Below are 19,004 nucleotides of genomic sequence, written 5' to 3' on the forward strand. Positions count from 1 at the left end.
TTTTCAACATTAACTTTATGAAATCATATTTTTCCATACTTTACAAATCGTCAAATGAACCTTCATCTACTATAGTATCCAATTCATCAGAGTCTAAATCATTATATTCGTCCGTGAATGAAGAGCTAAGTTTTGTAGGCTTGCCAGACCTTATTTCCTCTTCGACAGCTGCTATGTCTGCCACATCAATGTAATCAACGTCTAAAGAGACCGATTCGCTCATAGAGGGGAGGAATACTCCCTTCTGTGGCTTTTTTGTTTTCTTTTTGCCTTTGGCATCTTTTGCTGCTTTATTCGCACCTTCTCCTTTGAGCAGAATACCGTTTTCATATGCTTCAATGGCAGCATCGATGCCGTTCTTCTCCCAAATGTTGACAAGTTCGGTTACAGGAACTTCGCTTAAGTCAATATCAGTTACGGTTGGATCATAATAAGTCATCATCCAGAATGGAACCCTGCCATTTTTAGCTGTCAAGACGACATATAGCCCAGGCTTAGAATTTACAGGAATGGCACTTTTTGTCGGTTTTACACTTGCTACCAGAGTTTCGTCTGTGACAATCTTGTTCTTTACAAGCTGAGACTTGGCATCATTGGAAATACTTATGATAATATCCTTTCCGTTAAGAACAACTTTTCCATATAGATTGCCTTCTTTTGAAAGGGCATAGTTAATCTGGCCATCCACGATTTCCTCAAACTCGGCAAGTGTGAAAGAACGAAGATAGTCAAATTTCTGCTCGACCTCAGCATTCACAGGACTAGTTAACTTGTCGTACCTAGCCTGCAGCGCAGCATATACGGGGTCTTTATACCCCTTTACCATTTTCAGGTACTGGAGCTTTCCGTATAGTACATTCTCTAGCAATGGCTCGCCTTTTTTAACGTGCCCTTTGCTTTCTTTGTATATCGGATAAAATCTTTTATATGCCTCATTATAGCCATACTTTTCCCAAATATGGAGGAGATTGCGAATTTCAGCAACGTAGGCGGTACTGGCGTTGACCTTATTGCTGATGGTCAGGCCAGTTACCTCTTGACGTTCTCCAATCTTTTGGAGACGTGTCTTGGCTTCGTTCATCGTGAAGTTTTGACCTTCAATTATGCGTTTCAGCTCAGTGCGGAAATCTCCATCTTCTTTGTACACGTTGTGCATGGAACTGAAGGTGATGTCATCAGCATATCGCGAATAATGAAGGTTGAAGCGACGGGCAAGTCCGCTCAGTCTGCGATCAAGTGTATCGCAGATTGCGTTAGTTATGAGGGGAGATGTCGGTGCCCCCTGAGGAAGAATATATTTGACGGTACCATCATCGTTTTTCTCCTTGATGCAGCATAAGCCTGCCAATATGTTTGCAATTGGTTTCTTAAAATTGAAAGGCTTCAACTGAAAGCGCTTCCATACTCGCGGCTGTTCAATGCTCGGGAAGAAGTTCTCAATATCGGTATTGAAAACATAATTCTGACCTATGTGCCGGATGGCATTGTCAACAACACTACGACCTTCTACAAATCCCATTGCATAGTCTGAGGGCTGATAAATGGCCTTCAACAAGATATTCACATAATATAATATGTGGCCTAACCCCTTTGATGGGGCTGCTATATTCCTCTTCCCTCCAGATTTCTTTGGAATCGAGAAATGTCGGTAACGGCCACGTACATTATTGGGATTAGAATAGTAGGTTAGCTGCTGCATTGAAAAAGAGAATGCATCATCCTTTCCCAACTCATCCTTAACGATTTCGTTGAGAAGAAGCAGCAAATCTTCTTTGCTCTGCAGTTCTGCCGCTCTTTTTCTGATTACACTCTTTTCCATCTTACACTTTATTTAAGGCGAAAGATGAAAGTCTGAACGTTTTCCCAACTACTTATTTCTTTATATATGTACACTACATAATACTATAATCACATCATATAACATAATATGACTAAAACAGTGAAACAATTACAACTCTAACATTGTATATCCAAAAGCTTTCGCTCAGGACACCTGAACTAAACGCCAGGCGGTAGTCAAATTTATTTCGTCAAGTTCCGTTACAGACTTTCAAAGATCGCGTTATTATTCTTTTTCGGGTGCAAAGTTAAGAAAAATCTGCGAATTCTATGTTCGTACATTCTTAAAAACAACAAAAAACTTGAAATTTTTATATTATTGATTTAAAAAGCTCTCAAAAACCGATGCAAAATCCATAATTATATTTAATGTTTCAATATGTTTTTAATTGCCAATTCCCCAACCCGTTCTCTTCTTTGTACCATCCCAGTTGGTAAGTTCTCCATTGGAACCCCCTCCACCAACACCGACACTGCCTCTGCCGCCAGCGGCAAGGAGTAAATTCGCCATCAAGTCTTTGGTGACCGTCATGGCATCACAGAGTTGCCGAGTGCGAGATGCCGTAAGACCAGCTTTGAAATCGGACATACCTGTCCATGACACCCTCTCTAATAGATAGGCAGTAGCCATCCTGCGCTGCTTTTCGTCAGTCGGGTCAAGGCCATACTTGAATGCTTCAGCAACGATACCCCATGCAACAGAGTTACCTTGCTTTGGCTGAAAGTCGTCGTCTTTGCCATCTGCATAATCCCTGATGGCAGCAACGCCATCTTCAATCCATCTGTTAATCTGCTTCAAGAACGCTTTCTTGTTCTGCTGAATGTTCTCCCATATTTCTTTGATTTCTGGTATGGCAAGCATTTCCCGGACTTGGTTCTCTGCACTTTCGGCACGCTGATGCTCAAGATACGCCTTGTTGCCTGAACAGACAGCCTCGGACTCGGCTTTGTCAAGTCGCTTCTGTAGTTCCTTGATTTCTGCATCCTTCTTCTCCCGAAGCCGGGTGATGGCATTCTCGTCCATCGAAGCAATTCGCTTTCTGAGGACACTGTTTTCCTCGACCAATCGGGCATTTTCCTTTTGCAGTTGCTGGTTCTTCTCAATGATGGCTCTTACATTCTGCATGGCTTTATTGTAGAGTGCCTTCCCCAGTTTCAGTATATCCCCTTTCTGAGCTTCCTTGGCTTGCATGAGTGCAGTTTGCATTTCGGTAAGGATAACCTTTATCGCCTTCCTCCGTTCCTCTCTCCATTCTTTCTGCCCGAAGGCTGGGATTGGCTTTTCAAGTTCGGTCTTTATGGCATCCCAAGCATTCTTTACGAGTGGGTCAGTCTTCAAGGTTGGTACTATCAGGTCTTCCTCCTTGATGTCCAATGCCGCAGCATAATCTTCCAGCTGAGAGATGTTGCCTTCTAGCCTTTCCTTATGCTGCTCTTTGTTTTGTATCTCACCCTCTAACTTGTCATTCTGCTCTTCCAGACGTATCTTTTGCTTCTTCATGTCCTGAACCTCGCCCTCCATCTTTTCCTTCTGGCCTTCCAGACGTTCATTTTCCATCTGGTTCCTGGCAATAGCATCCTTGGCCTGACGTTCAGCCTCCAGTACAGCCTTACTCTTGTGGACACGCTCACGACGTTCCTCACCTGGCAGCATGGCAATGTCATCGCCACGCTCAAGACCGTACTTGTGCCCAACCTCGTTATAGTAGTCTGTGTGCATCTGTTTGTAGGTTTCTCCCACGGCATATTTGTCCTTGCCCCATACACTGGCATACGATACACTTTCCTTTTCCCTCCGTTCGTCTTCAGTTCTAATGAAGTACGAGCGGATTTCGTCAGGTAGTTTCTTCCACTCCTTATGGGAGATTACTTTCGACTTGTCATCCTTATGCACATACTTGGCAGATGCACGTCCTCTGGCTTTTGTCTTGGCAACAGGGATGGTCTGAATCTGGATGTGAGGTGTGGTCTCATCAAGATGAACGTCAAATCCGATAATGTTCTCTGCTCCCCAGCGATCACATGCCCAACGGTAGGTGTCCATTGCCCAGTCCTTGATGCCCTGTTTCAGTACGACATTGGCATTACTCTTTTGAAGGGTAAAGTCCACATCTTGGTCACCGAAGGCGAGACGGGTCAGCACATCATGGTCACCACTGACAATGATGCCGACGGTGCAGTTGGGGCTATTGTCAGAGATTCCCAAGGGGTTGTTCTTATCCATGTAGGGCTTGAATTCAAGTTCATCTAAGCGTTTCTGCAAACGCTCATGAAGTGGCACGGGATTGGAACCGAGAGGAACGATTTCGCCTTGGCTGTTAATCTCAAAGTTGAGATGCTTGCGCGAGAAATCATAGTGATTGTTGGTGTCCTGGTTCTTCAGGCGATAGGTGTTCTCGTCCCATCCGCGACGCTCAGGCTCGTAGCCTTCCGCGGCTGAAAAGGACTTTGCCGGTGCGCCGACATGGATGGCGGCACGGGGAATGTTGTTTCTGGATTTACTCATTTTGTTTTATTGTTTTGAAGTTAATGTATAATTGTTTATCGGGTCTCGGGTGAAATCTGAGTGGAGGGTTGAGGGAGAGAGTCACTCCCTCACAGATGCATTTTGCTTCTGGCTTGTGCCACATGCGGCAACACTGCTGTATAGCGGCGGTCTAACCCTCGGAGAGCATAATGGGACTTTTTAAGGGAGCGCGGCGAATCTAAAAGTCCATATTATGTTATGGGATTATTCGGTAATCCCTCTCGGCGTAGCCTTTAACCCAGAGCAGGAGGAATGTCGGCTTCTACGCCGCAGTCGCCTTTCCCATACTCCACATATCGATGGAGTTTGCCACAATAGGTGCCGTTGATGCCCTCATGTGAGAACTTGCACTTGTGGCATTCTGGGTTCCTGCCATGCCATCGTTCTTCCTGAGCCAATAGGATTGATTGCATGACAGCATCCTGTTTCGGTTCTTTCGAAGTAGGCTTCGTTTTTGGTGTTTCATCCTTGGGAATGTCGCTGGTGGGTGAAATGCCCACCACCTCCAATCCGAGTGCTTTGACAAGTAATGCGATGTTAGGATTGGCATCCTCCATCCGCATCAGAGCAGCTTCTGCCTCGGTTGGTCGTAAGGGTTGCTGACTAAGAACCATCTGGGCAATGGTGTGGCAATCGCCTTGCACTTTCTCCATCACATCAGAGATATAAAACTGGAGATTGGGAACCGCTTGCAGCGTTTCTTGCCATTTGCTGTAGTCACCCTTATCTGGAAACACGACCACAGATTTTCCTACGAGTGGAAGCAAATCGGTGGGAGTCGCTTTCTCTTTTCCTGTAGCCAGCCAAACGTAGGGAGTTGGGAAACTACTCATAATGGCGGCAGTCATTTCATCCATCACCAATGCAACCGTCTGGGTGGGGAAGCTATCGAGCAAGTGCTCACCAAACAAGCAAGTCGGTCGCCCGTCTTGATAATACCAACTGTCATCATAGACCTTGCCTGTTTCGCTGTCCATTGTGATGATGCGACCATTGGTAATCTTATGCTCCGAATTGATATGCCAGAATATCGGTTCGCCTTGCTCGGTTGCCCCGATAGGATATCGCTTCATTAGGGCCTCCAGTCGTTCTTGGTCAAACCAGACGAAGCCACAGAGGTATTCAAAGAATGAACTGTTGAAGCTTGTTATCTCCGATTTCATAGACTACCCTCCTTCCAGTTGATTCCATGCAGCGAACAGATATGGAAGAACGTACCGATGTTGATACTGCTGACATTGCGCAGAAGGTTGTCAAACTTCTTGTCTGTCTCAGTTGCTTTGTACTTCGCATTTTGCGAGCTGACCACATGGAACAGGCTACGCCCACGTTCACCAAGTGATGCCAAGGCTGCACCAACATGGAACCAGCCATCGTAGGTGGCCGTGATGTCGATGCCTCTGTCGGCAATGATACGGCAGTATCGCTCTACCTGCTCCATGTCGCCACCACTATATGTACAGGAACTGTGGTATGCCGGTTTGGGTTCCAACCACACCTTAGTATATAATGTAGCCTCCTCATTCACATACGGCTCTGGGTCGTAGGAGATGAAGCGCATCCTGTTCACATTCTTGCATGCTTTGTCAATGATTAGTCCGCTGTTGGCGAAGTCACGTTTCAGCGCTTCGAACTGAGCCTCATGCTTATCAGGATAGGCAATGCGGAAGATGGCAAACCAGCCTTTGCCACGGATGCTACGGCCCGCATATAGTATCTGGGGGATGTTATGCCACTCATGCTTCATGTCATCGAACCAGTCAACATCCAAGTTATCTTTCTTGTCGATGTCGATACAGAGAAGGTTCGAGTGGGCCACGAGGTTTACCGCTTTACATGTAGGAGCAAATGTGCCTGAGATGGTTGCCACAGGCAGTTGCAACTTCAGGCTCTTTTGCATATCTTCATCCAGTATGGAACGGATATACTCTATCTGTTCCTTGTACTTGTCGCAGAAGAGGAAGTCGCGCAGGGATATTTCCGTGCCGACATTGTCTTCTACGTTTCGGTAAAAGCTAATCTTTGTATCAAATATACTTGTCATAGTTCTTCAATTTTTAAAGTTAGTGGTTGTAGTTGTAATTGAACCGAAAACCTTGACTTATAAGGCATTGACATTACAACTTGGGTACAACCATGAGGATGTGAGTCCATGATGGAGAGGTGTGTACCTTGGTTGTAGGGTGGTTGTATGCTTATGCCCTTTATCCACAGGCTATTACTAACACCTACAACTACAACCATCATTGTTCTTTTAGGATTTTGTTGACATATTGTTGAGAAACACCGAGAGCTTCGGCAAGGGCATTCTGTGACTTGATTGTGAACTGACGATTGACGGCACGTAGCAGGTCACCGTTGGTCATCGGACGCTGTGTGGCTGCCGAGCCTCGTAACAAAGGATATATGCGCTCGATATGGATGCGGGTGAAGTAGTCAGCCATGCGGATGGCATGTCCCATTCCTTCAGCCGTGATAACTGGCTCGTTCCAATGGTCGGACAGCAGGTGCGCCATGATAGCCAGGCGCAGCGTATGGATGTTCATCTTCTGGATCATGCCTCCGATATAGCAATCCTCCTCCGCATCGGCCCTCATGTCGTTGATGTCGGCATAGTTGGAGTAAAGGCTATTTGCCTCATGAGACAACTGGAGGGTTAGCGGCTGCATGTCGAATAGTCTGCCGATAATGCCAGTCCAGCTCTCACGCATCTCTGGTGTCATGAACTTGCGGTCGCACCGCTTTACAAATGGAACTTTGTCGGGATAGACAAAGAGAAAACGTTGTGTAAAGCCGGAATCCATCAATGCATCTGTGCCGAAAGTCTTGCCGAGCAGTTCAGGCTGTATGCCGCCATTGATGCACATGGCAGGATCATCGATCAGTTTGGTTTCCTCGAACTTTCGGTTGATGGCAAAGCCGACGTTTGACCAAATGGAAAGCAACTGCGACAACTCAGCCCCAACACCATTTCCACCTTTAGAGTAACGGCCAAGGGAATCGATGAAAGACTTCAGTTCGTCGGCCACAACTCCAATCATGTCACCCTGAGCAAGCAGGGCATTACGGGATTCTGGTGAACTGTCACCGACTATCCGTTGATGGAATATAGGTTGCTCACCGCTGTAGCTTTTGTCTTCGTGCTTGCATTGGTCATAAGCGGCTTTTTCTTCCAGGTACTTGGCAAAGTTGGCTTTGTCGTGCTCGCGTAATGGACGTGTGACCTCTTTCAGAGGCCCAGTCTTGTTACGGCTGGGCTTACCCACCATGCAGAAAAAGTCGCAGGGGTAGTTCGTATAAGGGTTGGTGACGAGCTGTGCCTTTTTCCCAGCCGCAATGCCAGCGGTAAAGAGGCTGTTCACCACTACATACTCCTGCGGACATCCATAGGATTCTGAAACAGTACGGATATACTCCTGAACCGATTCGGAAAACCAATCAATAGGCAGCACCGGCTCAGCAAAAGTTGATGCTTTCAGGTGCGACGTTTCCTTGGATGAACCAGAACGAGCTATCTGGGGCAGCGCGAGTTGTGCCACAGGAGATCGTGGTGATTGTTGTTCCACAGAAGGAGCAGGTAGAGCCAAAATTCTTGGCTCCACCTTGTTTACTTCTGCATTGATGACGGAAAGGAAATCTGGAGTTCCATTCCCGTCGAAAGGCGTAAAGGATTGGCTCATAAATCACCTCCTTCCCAGATTGGACGCAAGGGATTTGTTGCAAACGCATCGTAATGGAAGCGAATCAAGAAATCATCTACATCCTTTTGCGAATACCAATACTTGTCACCTTCTCGCGAATAGCCCAGATAGCCATTGTCCCGCAACTTTTTAAGATACTTGTCCTTGATGTGCAACAAGTCCATCAGAGCCTTGTTGTCATACAGACGTTGATGAGATTTCTCGCCTGCCGATGCCGAAGACGAGTCCTGAACAGTGCGAAGAATCTGCTCCAGCAGTTCTCTATCGCACAGATTGTCAAAATTAGTTTTGCATTTAGCCATAATGGTATTACTTTTTTATGGCTCAGCAACCTTGATGCACACTCAGGTCACCTCACCGTGATTAGTTGTGAAACAGCACGACTGTGCACATCGCACTGAAATCACGGTGCAAAGGTACTACAGATTTGAAGGACAGGATGTTAGGCTGGGTTTGCCTAACATCTCAGATATGTTAGGATGGGATTAGGATGGAGTTATGTATATAAAGCAAGTCGTCTCATAACTCGTTGTATATAAACAAAAAGAGTAGCCTAACATGGCTACTCAAATAAATCATCAACTTTTTTACTTCCCATTGGGACAGCTTCGCCCTTACGGTTCTGTCGGGACTGTCCCAGGGCTGTTTCTTGGAACAAAGCGTTCAAATCAGATTCTGGAAAGAACTCTGTCCTCCCTGGCTTCCAGTAACTTTTTACCTCTCTGGCGGAATATTTTGGATAGTCACCACAATAAATCCGCCCACACATGTATGCCAATAAGGCTTTCGATTCGTTCCATTTGTAGTGGTTGCCCACTTCTTCCATCAGACCTTTTTCAATGGCACGGGCAAAGACTTGCAGTGCGAGTGGAGTATTGAGCCGTCCTTGGAGTTTAACATGCTCTTCTACTTCCTCATGTTCAGGTTGCAGTAAATCTTCATTATTATCTTGCTCTGGCTGTGGCAACTCCTCTTCAATGGTTTGTTCTGGCTGTAACAACTCTTCGTCAACAACTTGCACGGGCTGAGCTATGGACGTTTCAGAAGTTGAACAATTCTGATGTAAGGATTTATTGGTCTTCTCAGCACCATAAATGAAGATGAAAGAGCAAGCATAAGCAAGGGTGATGCCTAACAGAACTGCATGATTGACCATACCATCCTCATATATTTTCAGAACTCCGGCACCAAGCAATATCGAGGTCCCAACAAACAGCAACAATGCAACAGCCCACAAGATGGCACGCTGCCACTTCCTGAATAGGAATGCTATGAGAAATGTCAGGACTGCCAATCCTATTGCCATGAATACGACTTGAAGCATTGCTGTCATTCTATTACCTCCCAATGGCCACCCTTATTTGGGCCTATATGCTTAATTTTACCAGACTCTTGTAGTAAATGAAGGTGCTTGCTGATTCCACTTCTAGCCATTTTCAGATTCTCAGCAATCTGCCTTGATGTTATGTTCGGATTATCTGTCAGAAGTTTTATTATTCTTTTCTGGGTAGTTTCTGGTCCACTTTCTGGTCCACTTTCTGGTCCACTTTCTGGTCCACTTTTCTGTCCACTTTTCTGTCCACTTTTCTGTCCACTTTTCTGTCCACTTTCGCCATCTGTGGACTGTAAAGTAGGAACATAAGGGATTTCTATGCGGTACACGTCTTGCTCCTCAATGACGGGCTCTTTGCCATTAGCGTATAGAGGAGTGTACTTGAACATCTTTCTCATACCACTTCCAAGCTCTTCTACGATTCCCATCTGAGAGAATACCTTGGCAATCTTTGGATTCTTACGATGCGGACGCATTGTCTGGAGATCGATGTGACCATAGACGTATGGGATGTTCCAGTTCTCGGTAACGATAGTATCACGATAGATGGTAAATGTAGTAGGATAAGCACTGCTATACTCACGATGAATAATCATGTTCAGTACCACCTCTCGTAAAATTGTGTCGCGAAGGCTGAAACGCTGTATACCTTCAATATAGGGTTGCTCCGGCAGATGCTTCTTGATGAAAGCCATCATGATAGGATAAGCCTTCAGCAAATTGCAGCTCAACAATTCCCGGTCATCATAGAGTTCAGTATTGTTTACGCGGCAAAGCAAATCAATGCGATAAGCAGGAAGGGCAGTGGTGATGGCATGGTTATTACCAAACAAAAGAATGGCAGCCAGCGTCAGTCCTTCTTTACCTGTGTCTGGGTCAATAGCAAGTAATTCTGCCGAGCGTATGATTTCCTCATTAGACAAATTGAGCCAAGGGTGTTGTGAATTCTCAATGCGGATGCCCCTTCTCAATTCATCGAATGCTTCCTCATCCAGATCTTTCATTCCCAACATAGGATATACCCTATCCTCAGTCTTCAACTTACTCTTACGTATGAACAGATTTGCTATCTGCTCGGTACTGCGTAGCTCAAAGTCACCGTCTTGATTGCGGTCATAGAAGACACCTTTGTAGCTGTGTCCCTGAGTGCTTTCTGGCACATAGAAGTAGATGACCTTCTTGCCATCTAGATTCATTGGCTCAAAGTTCAGATAGTAAGTAGGTTTGAACAGCTGAGGGTTGTTCATATCCTTTGCTAACTGGTCTAACTGCTCCTGAACTTTAGAGGGATTGATACCGACGACGTTTCTATCATTATCAACTCCCAACACGACATGACCACCTCTGCGATTCAGAAACGCACAGATGGATTCATAGACCTTACGAGCCAGGCTGTCTTTCGACTCTTTCAGCTCGACTTCGGTTCCTTCGCCTTGCGATATAATCGTCTTTAGCTTTTCTGGTGTCATCATTATTTCTGTTTGACGATGCAAAATTACAATTTTTCGTTGAGATTCTTTCACAACAGGGCTTCAAAGCCACTGATTTTACGAAAGTTTGTATCAAATTGGCTCTAATGAGTCAAGATCCGCTTTTAATTTCGCGACTTCAGAGGCAAGAGTTTCTGGTAAGAAACGAGCATAAACTTTTTCTGTAACATCTGTGCTGCCATGCCCGAGCAAACGACTTACAACAGACATTGACAATCCCTTGTTCAAAGCAAAGACTGCAAAAGTATGACGGGCTACATGCATCGAAAGGTTAAACGGGAGGCCAATATTCTCTCCCACGACCACAAGCGACTGATTGATGCACTTCGTGGCATTGTTCCTTGCCTTGTATAATGCTTCTGCGTCATCAAGATTCAAATCGTCTTTGACGAGGTTGAACACATATCGGCATCCGTCCCTCTTCGCTTGCCACTGACGCAAAATACGTAAGGCAGGCTCAGTAAGTGGTATGACATGCCTTTTATTGGTCTTAATCATAATCTTCCTCAGTTCTTTCTTTTCAAAGTTGACATGTCCCCATTGCAGCGTCATGACATCCACGACGCGAAGCCCACACGCATGAAAGGCAAAGAAGAACATTTCAAGAAACTCTTTACGCCGAGGTTCTGTGCATGTTTTATAATAGTCAAGCAACTTCGCCATCTGTTCTTTGGTCAAACTTTTACCATCAAACTCGGCTTCTTCGTCAGATAATGTAGGTTTTGTGGCAATACGCATATCTTGAATGCGAGCGTTTACGGTAGAAGATATCATGCCCAATTCACTCGCATACGCGCACGTTTTTATTATAGGTGTCAAGGCATGGTTGATGGTTTCATCGCCGTTTTGCTTTATCTCCCTACGCCATTCAATGTAGCTGTCTATGAGTTCAGGTGTTATATCGCCGACATAAATCTTGTCAGGCTCATAAGTACCTTGTTTTGTTGCACGCAAGAATGTTGTGAAGACATTCATGCAACACTTCCCATTCATATAACGGCTTCTTCCTATTCTATTCCGGGAATAGTCAGACTCAAGACGCTCCATAGTAAACTTAACAAAATCCCTGCCTTGATCTTTCCTTGTCAATGGCTTATCAGCAAGAAAGCCCATGATGACTTCTGCCGTAATCTGATGCGGATGCTTTTCGTTATATTCTGCAAGCAAATAGTCTATACGTTCAACACGACCATTAAGTATTTGGTTCATATGAGCATACTCAGGGCCATAGCTGGAACGTATTACGCCGCGACCATTGTCACCAGCTTGATTCCAGTCTCCTACCTTCACAAAGACATTAGTTGTCCTTCTGAGTATTTGTCTGTTCCAGGTATATTCAAGTTCTACAGGATATGCTTTATCCCGTTCTGGTTGCTTGGGAACACGAAGTCTGAATTTTCCAAGCGGATAGAGTCTTTTTGGCCGTCCCATATCTTAGTTATTTGTTTGTCGTTTATCTATGAGGATGTGCAAAGGTAGCGATTTTTAGACAAACAAACTCAATTTTCGATGTTAAAAATCGTAATTTAGACAAATAAAACAGACCAATTAGGACTACAAAACACCAGCGAGACAAACAAATAAAAATTGCTTATCTCGCTGGTATTAAATGATTTAGACTAAATAAAGCCTACTAATACTCATCTTCGTTGAAAAGGAAATCTTCTTTGGTAGGATAGTCGGGCCAAATGTCTTCGATGCTCTCATAGACATCACCCTCGTCTTCTATCTCTTGCAGATTCTCCAACACTTCGAGCGGTGCGCCCGAACGGATGGCATAATCTATTAATTCATCTTTGGTTGCCGGCCATGGTGCATCTTCAAGTTTAGATGCTAATTCAAGTGTCCAATACATATTGCTTTTTTTTTATAGGTTTTTTATTTTGCCCGCAAAAGTAACATAATTTTTCTTATTTACAAACATTCTGCCATATTTTTTCACTCTGACCGGCAATATGATTGAGTTTTTTTGCAAAAACAAACAAATAATCGCTCAATCGGTTGATATATTCAGAAACTTCGACTGATACAGTAGCCTCTTTAGCCAACTCGCAGATGCGACGTTCGGCACGTCGGCATACCGTGCGACAAACATGCGCTTGCGCTGCTTCACGGGTTCCACCTGGCAATACAAAGCCTTGACGTTCGGGCAACATCGCCATAATCTCATCAACCTGACGCTCAAGCAATGCGGTTTCGCCCTCTGGCAAATGGGCTGAGGGATAAAGCGGTGTGGTATCTTGATTGGTGGCTAAGTTAGTGCATACGTTAAACAGATTGTTCTGGATACGTTGTATCATGGCCTTATCATCGCCTTCAGGCAACAAAGCTGCTAAAAGTCCTAAGTGGGACGATAGTTCATCGACGGTGCCATAGGACTCTAAGCGGGCACATGACTTACTTACACGTTCACCTCCGACAAGTGAGGTCTGTCCACCATCACCTCTACGGGTATATACTTTTGTTATCTTCATAGACTTAAAAGGTTATTATATTTATTATAATTAGAAATTCACACGATAATGATGTTTATAGCGATGACTGTCAAAAAGCACTATGCCACAATAATAGAGGTCGTAGGTTATAGTGACCTGCTCACATTCCTTGATATGGCGCCAGCGTTCAGTATTGCGATGAATGCCTTCCACAACAAGCACCGACTCTTCATCGGCATGACGTAACAGTAGGTCGGCATCGTCCTCTATCGTAATACGCGCCAACTGAAATGTACCACGATTGCCCATTGCTTCTTGTGGATAATCGGTCAGACGCATCTTGCGACAACCTGCATGCCACCATGCCTCATACTCGTCACGCAACATCACCGATGGTTGACGCCAGTTGGCAAGTCGGAAATACAGACGTCCTAACTTGCGCTCTGTAGCATTATGAGCAAGATTGTCCAATTCGTCATAGGCATAGTAAGGCCAGTGTTCGTTGATCACATAACGTACAAAAGCGTAGTCGGTCGGCGACTGAATGCCGAAACCTCTACTGCAACCCATACGGCAGAGCCAAACCCATAACATGTTTAAACGTCCTTTCATAGTTCAGAAATTAGTATTTGGCATTATGATTGGGCCTTGACGACGCCCACTATGTGTCATTCGCTCCAAGGTTCTTCGTATCAATGGACCCATTGGCATCTCTACATTGATCTTGCCCATCTTGATGATTGGTGTCACAATAGGCTCCATAAACATCCGATGCTGAAATGGATCGTATATCTGTTGAGCTCCCAAATGCATACCGACCTTGTGGTTTACCACCGTAAAATACCCACCATAACGCGACGTTGGAACCAGTGAATAAGCGCCCATGGAGAAATAGGGATTGGTAGCGTAATATTGTCCAAAGACTGTGGCTGATAAGTTTTCAGAAAAAACATAGTGGACACTTCCACCAACACCATATTGATTATACACTCCTGTAGGCAAGAGAAATCTGTTGACATTGGTATTGGCGCTGAACGTCAACGGGCCTACATTATAATATCCTGCAGCAAATAATGAACGGGTGGAGGCCATACCGATATAGTCAGCTGACTGCATATCTACATCAAACTTCAGATGTTCATTGACCGTCAGCGAAGGACGCATCATAGGATTTTCGTAGGCAATAGCACCCTCTCCTACTACGACTCTTGGCAGCATCATCACATTGTCTGTAGGATATTGAACTGGGGAAACTGTTTTAGTTTCTGCTCGCATATCACCTATGGCCGTTGGTAATGTGCGGTAAACTGCCAATGAATCATTGTGCGAAACTTCAATGGAGTCACGTCGCATAGTCTCCATTCCATTTCGCTCCGCTGTTGTTTGCGCCATTATACTATGATGCATTAAAAGCACAAACATAATCATCAGCATTCTACCTTTTCCCATTTTCATGTTCACAAAGGTAGTGCAAATCGAGCGAATTGCAAAATAAAAGTTCACTTTTATTTTCTTTTCCGAAATGCAGCCTACCTAAGACCGAAAGTCAAAGGTACGAATAAGCGAATAAAAAGCCAAATATATTTGAGTTTTTTGAGCACAAGTACCTATGAAAAGTACAATACCAATACTTTATACTGTCTATAGTCAATTGGGTTTGAAAAGCCAATAGGCTATAAGATATGCCACTATTCCTACAAGTAATACTACAAACATAATGATACACTTAATGTTTTACTGCCCAAATTTACACATATTTCACCTAACAACAAAACTATCACTATAATTATTATGCATTGATGTTTCAATATAACATCTAAGAAACAAATATGGCCTAAGAATAAGAACTATACGTTACATAACTAACACTTTTAGTTAAATAACTAATCGTTTTAGTTTTATTAACTCAAAAAACTTGTAATAAACTAAAAGAATTAGTTACTTTGCAGCCATAAACATTAAAACAGAATAAAATGATGAAGACATTGACTAACAAAGAAGAGGAAATCATGGATCACTATTGGACACATGGGGATATGCAGATTCGCGAATTGCAAGCATGTTACGAAGATCCTAAACCACACGTGAACACATTAGCAACATTAGTAAGAATCCTTGAGGAGAAAGGATTTCTAGGGCATCGCGCCTTAACAGCACGCTGCTTCCAGTATTTCGCTAAAATCACACGCGAGGAATATCATCGTAATACGCTGATGAGTGTCGTGGATAGATTCTTCGGTAAATCATACCTGAAAGCCGTTTCCGCTCTGGTTAAAGAGGAAAAAATATCGATAGAAGAACTCAAGCAATTAATTGATACGATTGAGAAAGACTGATTTCAAAGAAAAAAGACCATTCAACAAATAATATAAAACCAATGTAATATGGGATTGTTTTTTCTTTATTCTATCAAATCGGGAATATGCTTAATCGCATTCTACCTATTCTATAAAATGGGCTTAAGCAGAGAAACCTTCCATGCCTTCAACCGTAAGTCAATCCTGTTGATGATGCTTATGGCTTTAATAGTACCATTGATACAAGTGGAACTGAATAAAGAAACGCCAATGACTGCGGTGACGGTAGATTTTACAGAAATGCTTGCTACGGTACAACAACCGTTAGACTACCCGACAAAAGAACCAATTACCATGATACAACTCCTATTCTTATTATATATAATAGGTGTTGGAATATTTGCCGTGGTCTTCCTGTTGTCTCTATGGAAACTGCGATTCATATTGCGCAGCGGAACAAGAACAGACAATGCACATGGAGAACATCTGGTAGTAATAGACCGTGATATCGCTCCTTTCAGTTGGTTCAACTATATCGTTGTAGCACGGAAAGACTATCAAGATCACCCTATGGAAATTCTAACACACGAAAGAGCACACATAGCTCATCACCATAGTGTAGATATATTATTGTGCAACATCATGCTGATTTTTCAATGGTACAACCCTGCAGCGTGGCTACTAAGACGCGAGCTACAGGAGGTTCATGAATACGAAGCAGACGAAGCTGTACTCGCAGAAGGTGTAGATGCACGCAATTACCAACTGTTGCTGGTGATGAAGGCTGTGGGAGAAGATAGATTTGCGTTAGCTAACAATTTTAATCATAATTCACTAAAAAAACGTATCACAATGATGAAAATGCAGAAATCGAATGGATGGAAACGTGCCAAACTGCTTTTGGCACTTCCTTTAACAGCAATAGCTGTTGTGGCTTTTGCCAACGAAAGTGTAGAATCAATGGCCGAGAAAATTGTTACTGAGAGTAATAATGCAGCGGTGGCAGTAGAAAACAATTTGCCTGTGCAACAAAATAACAAACCGGTAGAGAAGAAAAAAGCGCCCAAAAAAGAAAGCAAGAAGAAAGTCTATGACATCGTAGAACAGATGCCTTCATTCCCAGGAGGACCGAAAGCATTATATGAATACATCGGGAGTAATGTGAAATATCCAGCAGAGGCAACTGCTACCAATAAGAGCGGCAGAGTCATTGTAGCCTTTGTGGTAGATAAAAATGGTAATATTATAGAGCCAACCATTATGAGGAGCGTTTGCGAGCCCCTCGATAAGGAAGCGCTACGAGTAATAAAGGAAATGCCAAAATGGATACCAGGTAAACAGAACGGTAAAGCAGTAGATGTGAAATATGTAATACCCATCTCATTCAACATAGGCACTATAACACCCAAACCAAATTCTGCAGCAAATAAAGAAGAGAATAAACAACCCAACACTACTTTGTACATAGTTGATGGTAAACGAATAGACAACATCAACACACTTAAACCAGATCAGATATCAAGCCTGCAAATCTTCAAAGACGCAGAAAATATAAAGAAGTACAGTGGTGATGAGAATACTGAAAACGTAATTGTAGTAACAACAAAGAAAAACGAAAATCTCAATTAATATAATTCATCCTCTTGAAAAAGAGCGTAAGCGCACAGACTGTGAAGCCGGTGCGCTTTGGCGGTTTCGGTGATACGTATGATATACAAAACATTTTTATATTCTGTCTGATTCCGCCATATCTTCAATATGTCTCATCGCTTACTCAATAGGAATTCGTCTATCCTTCGATTATTCTTCTACCGACTTGGATTATTCTCCAATAGAAAAGCAAACTCATGATAAGACACTTTAATACTAAATCAATCATCAGAGGCTATATAAAACTGACAGTTTTACCGTTTTTTCGCAAATAATTTCTTATAAACACCCATTTGACACTGCTATAAAAAGGACAGAATTAGCCATTTTTCGTTATATCAATACTGCTTTTATACTTTTTTAAGAGTTTTTTCGTGCTTCGTATGAAAATAAACTTTAACTTTGCAGCATTATAACAAAAAATCCGATAAAACATGCAAAAGTTTCTTATTTTATTGCTACCATTGTTTGTAGCACATCTGTTCTCTTGTTCATCAGAGGACAGCAACATTGAACAGACAGAATCTGTCTCAGTAAAAGTCAGTTTTTCTGGATTTGATTTTTCAGTAGTTCCTGACCAAAATTTCGCAACGTCACGTGCAAGTGCTGCAGAAGCACAAGTGACCTGTATCGCATTTAAGGTTTTCGACGAAAACAACAAAGAGTTTTATGCAGAAAAGAAAACGAAAGGAACAAACGAGAACTTCGATCAGATTAATTGCGAGCTTCCGGCTGGAAAATACACTTTCGTAGCTGTAGCACACAAGGCTAAAACTCCAAGTAACGGAGCTGCAGACATCGTATCTCCAGATAAAGCGGTCATCAATGATATCATACTCTACAAGAGTACCTATGCAACAACGATGTCTGTTGATATTACCAGAGGTGAACCTAAAGAGGTTACCATGAACTTTGGCAAACGCATCACTGCATCATTCTGGCTTTATATAACAGATCCCTACCCTGAAGAAGTAGATGAGGTTGAAATCATCATCGACCCAAATCAGAATGTAGATACTCCAAATCAATACGCTTTTAATCCATTTACTGGATTTAGTTTTGCAAAACAATCATACAAAACTAATTTCTACAAGAAGAATACGCCAAACAATTCATTCATAGACGGTCCAACGATCTCATGTTTTCTGACAGCAACAGAACAAGTTGTCAATGTAAAGGTCAATATGAAGGATAGTTCTGGCAAACTGATTCGCACGCGTACATTTAATGCGGTAACGCTGAAACAAAATTGTACGACCAAAGCAACAGGGTACTTCTTTACCAATTCTGTCAGTAATGGATACACATTCGACACGACTGACGATGAGGAGCTATCATACGCATTCTAACAATTATTGATTATAAGTCTAATCATTTCAGAACGTCCATTACTCCATCTATAGTAAAAGCAATTATTAAGATAAAGACCATCACTATATTTATTATAGTGGTGGTCTTTCTTTAAAGCCTTACTATCTTTAACTATAATCTCTAACCACTAATCTCTAAACTAAACACTCTGTGTGTTCCGTAGAGTGTACTCTGTGTGCTCCGTGGATCCGTAAAGGGAAGAAACGAAAAAAGCACCTTGCTTCATTGCTGAAACAAGGTGCTTTGTAAAAGATGGCGGCCTCCTACTCTCCCGCATTGCATTGCAGTACCATCGGCGCAAGTGGGCTTAACTTCTCTGTTCGGAATGGGAAGAGGTGGAACCCCACCGCAATAGCCACCT

The 19,004-nt window shown here is 43.2% G+C and carries 16 protein-coding genes and 1 rRNA gene; 3 read left to right on the top strand and 14 right to left on the bottom strand.

Annotation, left to right across the window (positions count from 1 at the left end):
• Positions 1-40 precede the first annotated feature (40 nt).
• The 13 genes from CIK90_RS01575 to CIK90_RS01635 form a co-directional block, all read right to left on the bottom strand.
• Positions 41-1,819 (bottom strand): reverse transcriptase family protein, encoded by a 1,779-nt coding sequence (locus tag CIK90_RS01575; RefSeq protein WP_094464156.1) that lies wholly within the window; start codon positions 1,817-1,819, stop codon positions 41-43.
• 405 nt (positions 1,820-2,224) lie between these two features.
• Positions 2,225-4,345, bottom strand: coding sequence for a MobV family relaxase (mobV, locus tag CIK90_RS01580; protein ID WP_094464157.1), 2,121 nt, complete (start codon positions 4,343-4,345; stop codon positions 2,225-2,227).
• Between the two features lie 254 nt (positions 4,346-4,599).
• Positions 4,600-5,529: a DUF6371 domain-containing protein gene (locus tag CIK90_RS01585; RefSeq protein ID WP_094464158.1), complete on the bottom strand. Its 930-nt coding sequence runs from the start codon at positions 5,527-5,529 to the stop codon at positions 4,600-4,602.
• Entirely contained in the window at positions 5,526-6,410 is an 885-nt protein-coding gene (locus CIK90_RS01590; RefSeq protein WP_094464159.1) for a PriCT-2 domain-containing protein, read from the bottom strand. Before CIK90_RS01590 ends, CIK90_RS01585 begins: the two co-directional genes overlap by 4 nt.
• A 199-nt stretch (positions 6,411-6,609) precedes the next feature.
• A complete protein-coding gene (locus CIK90_RS01595; protein ID WP_094464160.1) occupies positions 6,610-8,046 on the bottom strand; it encodes a DUF3987 domain-containing protein in 1,437 nt (478 codons plus the stop codon).
• On the bottom strand, positions 8,043-8,369 hold the full coding sequence (locus tag CIK90_RS01600) for a helix-turn-helix domain-containing protein (protein WP_094464161.1): 327 nt from the start codon (positions 8,367-8,369) through the stop codon (positions 8,043-8,045). The genes CIK90_RS01595 and CIK90_RS01600 overlap by 4 nt, the downstream gene beginning before the upstream one ends.
• Before the next feature lie 260 nt (positions 8,370-8,629).
• The gene (locus tag CIK90_RS01605) at positions 8,630-9,400 is read right to left on the bottom strand and encodes a hypothetical protein (RefSeq protein WP_094464162.1); all 771 of its coding nucleotides are present in this window, start codon (positions 9,398-9,400) and stop codon (positions 8,630-8,632) included.
• Positions 9,397-10,872 carry an RNA-binding domain-containing protein gene (locus CIK90_RS01610; protein ID WP_094464163.1) on the bottom strand — a complete coding sequence of 492 codons (1,476 nt, stop codon included), beginning with the start codon at positions 10,870-10,872 and terminating at the stop codon, positions 9,397-9,399. Before CIK90_RS01610 ends, CIK90_RS01605 begins: the two co-directional genes overlap by 4 nt.
• A gap of 90 nt (positions 10,873-10,962) precedes the next feature.
• Complete coding sequence (locus tag CIK90_RS01615; protein ID WP_094464164.1) at positions 10,963-12,321, bottom strand: tyrosine-type recombinase/integrase; 1,359 nt, start codon at positions 12,319-12,321, stop codon at positions 10,963-10,965.
• 202 nt (positions 12,322-12,523) lie between these two features.
• Entirely contained in the window at positions 12,524-12,745 is a 222-nt protein-coding gene (locus tag CIK90_RS01620; RefSeq protein WP_021852076.1) for a DUF2795 domain-containing protein, read from the bottom strand.
• Between the two features lie 55 nt (positions 12,746-12,800).
• On the bottom strand, positions 12,801-13,364 hold the full coding sequence (locus CIK90_RS01625) for a cob(I)yrinic acid a,c-diamide adenosyltransferase (protein ID WP_094391626.1): 564 nt from the start codon (positions 13,362-13,364) through the stop codon (positions 12,801-12,803).
• 30 nt (positions 13,365-13,394) lie between these two features.
• Positions 13,395-13,937 carry a hypothetical protein gene (locus CIK90_RS01630; protein WP_144007187.1) on the bottom strand — a complete coding sequence of 181 codons (543 nt, stop codon included), beginning with the start codon at positions 13,935-13,937 and terminating at the stop codon, positions 13,395-13,397.
• Between the two features lie 3 nt (positions 13,938-13,940).
• Positions 13,941-14,687: a hypothetical protein gene (locus tag CIK90_RS01635; protein ID WP_144007188.1), complete on the bottom strand. Its 747-nt coding sequence runs from the start codon at positions 14,685-14,687 to the stop codon at positions 13,941-13,943.
• 611 nt (positions 14,688-15,298) lie between these two features.
• Between CIK90_RS01635 and CIK90_RS01640 the strand changes: the two genes are divergently transcribed.
• The 3 genes from CIK90_RS01640 (at position 15,299) to CIK90_RS01650 (ending at position 18,621) form a co-directional block, all read left to right on the top strand.
• Positions 15,299-15,661 (top strand): BlaI/MecI/CopY family transcriptional regulator, encoded by a 363-nt coding sequence (locus tag CIK90_RS01640; protein WP_371595892.1) that lies wholly within the window; start codon positions 15,299-15,301, stop codon positions 15,659-15,661.
• 48 nt (positions 15,662-15,709) lie between these two features.
• Positions 15,710-17,251, top strand: coding sequence for a M56 family metallopeptidase (locus CIK90_RS01645; protein WP_094464166.1), 1,542 nt, complete (start codon positions 15,710-15,712; stop codon positions 17,249-17,251).
• Between the two features lie 455 nt (positions 17,252-17,706).
• Entirely contained in the window at positions 17,707-18,621 is a 915-nt protein-coding gene (locus tag CIK90_RS01650; RefSeq protein ID WP_094464167.1) for a FimB/Mfa2 family fimbrial subunit, read from the top strand.
• Positions 18,622-18,893: 272 nt separating this feature from the next.
• On the opposite strand, the gene rrf is transcribed toward CIK90_RS01650, so the two are convergent.
• Positions 18,894-19,003 (bottom strand): 5S ribosomal RNA (rrf, locus tag CIK90_RS01655).
• Position 19,004 lies beyond the last annotated feature (1 nt).

This window comes from Prevotella sp. P5-126 (genome assembly GCF_002251185.1).
Classification (GTDB): domain Bacteria; phylum Bacteroidota; class Bacteroidia; order Bacteroidales; family Bacteroidaceae; genus Prevotella.

What these genes read in the sequence shown, in the direction of transcription:
- CIK90_RS01575 (WP_094464156.1), bottom strand. Translation starts at nt 1,819, where the DNA reads ATGGAAAAGAGTGTAATCAGAAAAAGAGCGGCAGAACTGCAGAGCAAA.
- mobV (WP_094464157.1), bottom strand. Translation starts at nt 4,345, where the DNA reads ATGAGTAAATCCAGAAACAACATTCCCCGTGCCGCCATCCATGTCGGC.
- CIK90_RS01585 (WP_094464158.1), bottom strand. Translation starts at nt 5,529, where the DNA reads ATGAAATCGGAGATAACAAGCTTCAACAGTTCATTCTTTGAATACCTC.
- CIK90_RS01590 (WP_094464159.1), bottom strand. Translation starts at nt 6,410, where the DNA reads ATGACAAGTATATTTGATACAAAGATTAGCTTTTACCGAAACGTAGAA.
- CIK90_RS01595 (WP_094464160.1), bottom strand. Translation starts at nt 8,046, where the DNA reads ATGAGCCAATCCTTTACGCCTTTCGACGGGAATGGAACTCCAGATTTC.
- CIK90_RS01600 (WP_094464161.1), bottom strand. Translation starts at nt 8,369, where the DNA reads ATGGCTAAATGCAAAACTAATTTTGACAATCTGTGCGATAGAGAACTG.
- CIK90_RS01605 (WP_094464162.1), bottom strand. Translation starts at nt 9,400, where the DNA reads ATGACAGCAATGCTTCAAGTCGTATTCATGGCAATAGGATTGGCAGTC.
- CIK90_RS01610 (WP_094464163.1), bottom strand. Translation starts at nt 10,872, where the DNA reads ATGATGACACCAGAAAAGCTAAAGACGATTATATCGCAAGGCGAAGGA.
- CIK90_RS01615 (WP_094464164.1), bottom strand. Translation starts at nt 12,321, where the DNA reads ATGGGACGGCCAAAAAGACTCTATCCGCTTGGAAAATTCAGACTTCGT.
- CIK90_RS01620 (WP_021852076.1), bottom strand. Translation starts at nt 12,745, where the DNA reads ATGTATTGGACACTTGAATTAGCATCTAAACTTGAAGATGCACCATGG.
- CIK90_RS01625 (WP_094391626.1), bottom strand. Translation starts at nt 13,364, where the DNA reads ATGAAGATAACAAAAGTATATACCCGTAGAGGTGATGGTGGACAGACC.
- CIK90_RS01630 (WP_144007187.1), bottom strand. Translation starts at nt 13,937, where the DNA reads ATGAAAGGACGTTTAAACATGTTATGGGTTTGGCTCTGCCGTATGGGT.
- CIK90_RS01635 (WP_144007188.1), bottom strand. Translation starts at nt 14,687, where the DNA reads ATGGAGACTATGCGACGTGACTCCATTGAAGTTTCGCACAATGATTCA.
- CIK90_RS01640 (WP_371595892.1), top strand. Translation starts at nt 15,299, where the DNA reads ATGATGAAGACATTGACTAACAAAGAAGAGGAAATCATGGATCACTAT.
- CIK90_RS01645 (WP_094464166.1), top strand. Translation starts at nt 15,710, where the DNA reads ATGGGATTGTTTTTTCTTTATTCTATCAAATCGGGAATATGCTTAATC.
- CIK90_RS01650 (WP_094464167.1), top strand. Translation starts at nt 17,707, where the DNA reads ATGCAAAAGTTTCTTATTTTATTGCTACCATTGTTTGTAGCACATCTG.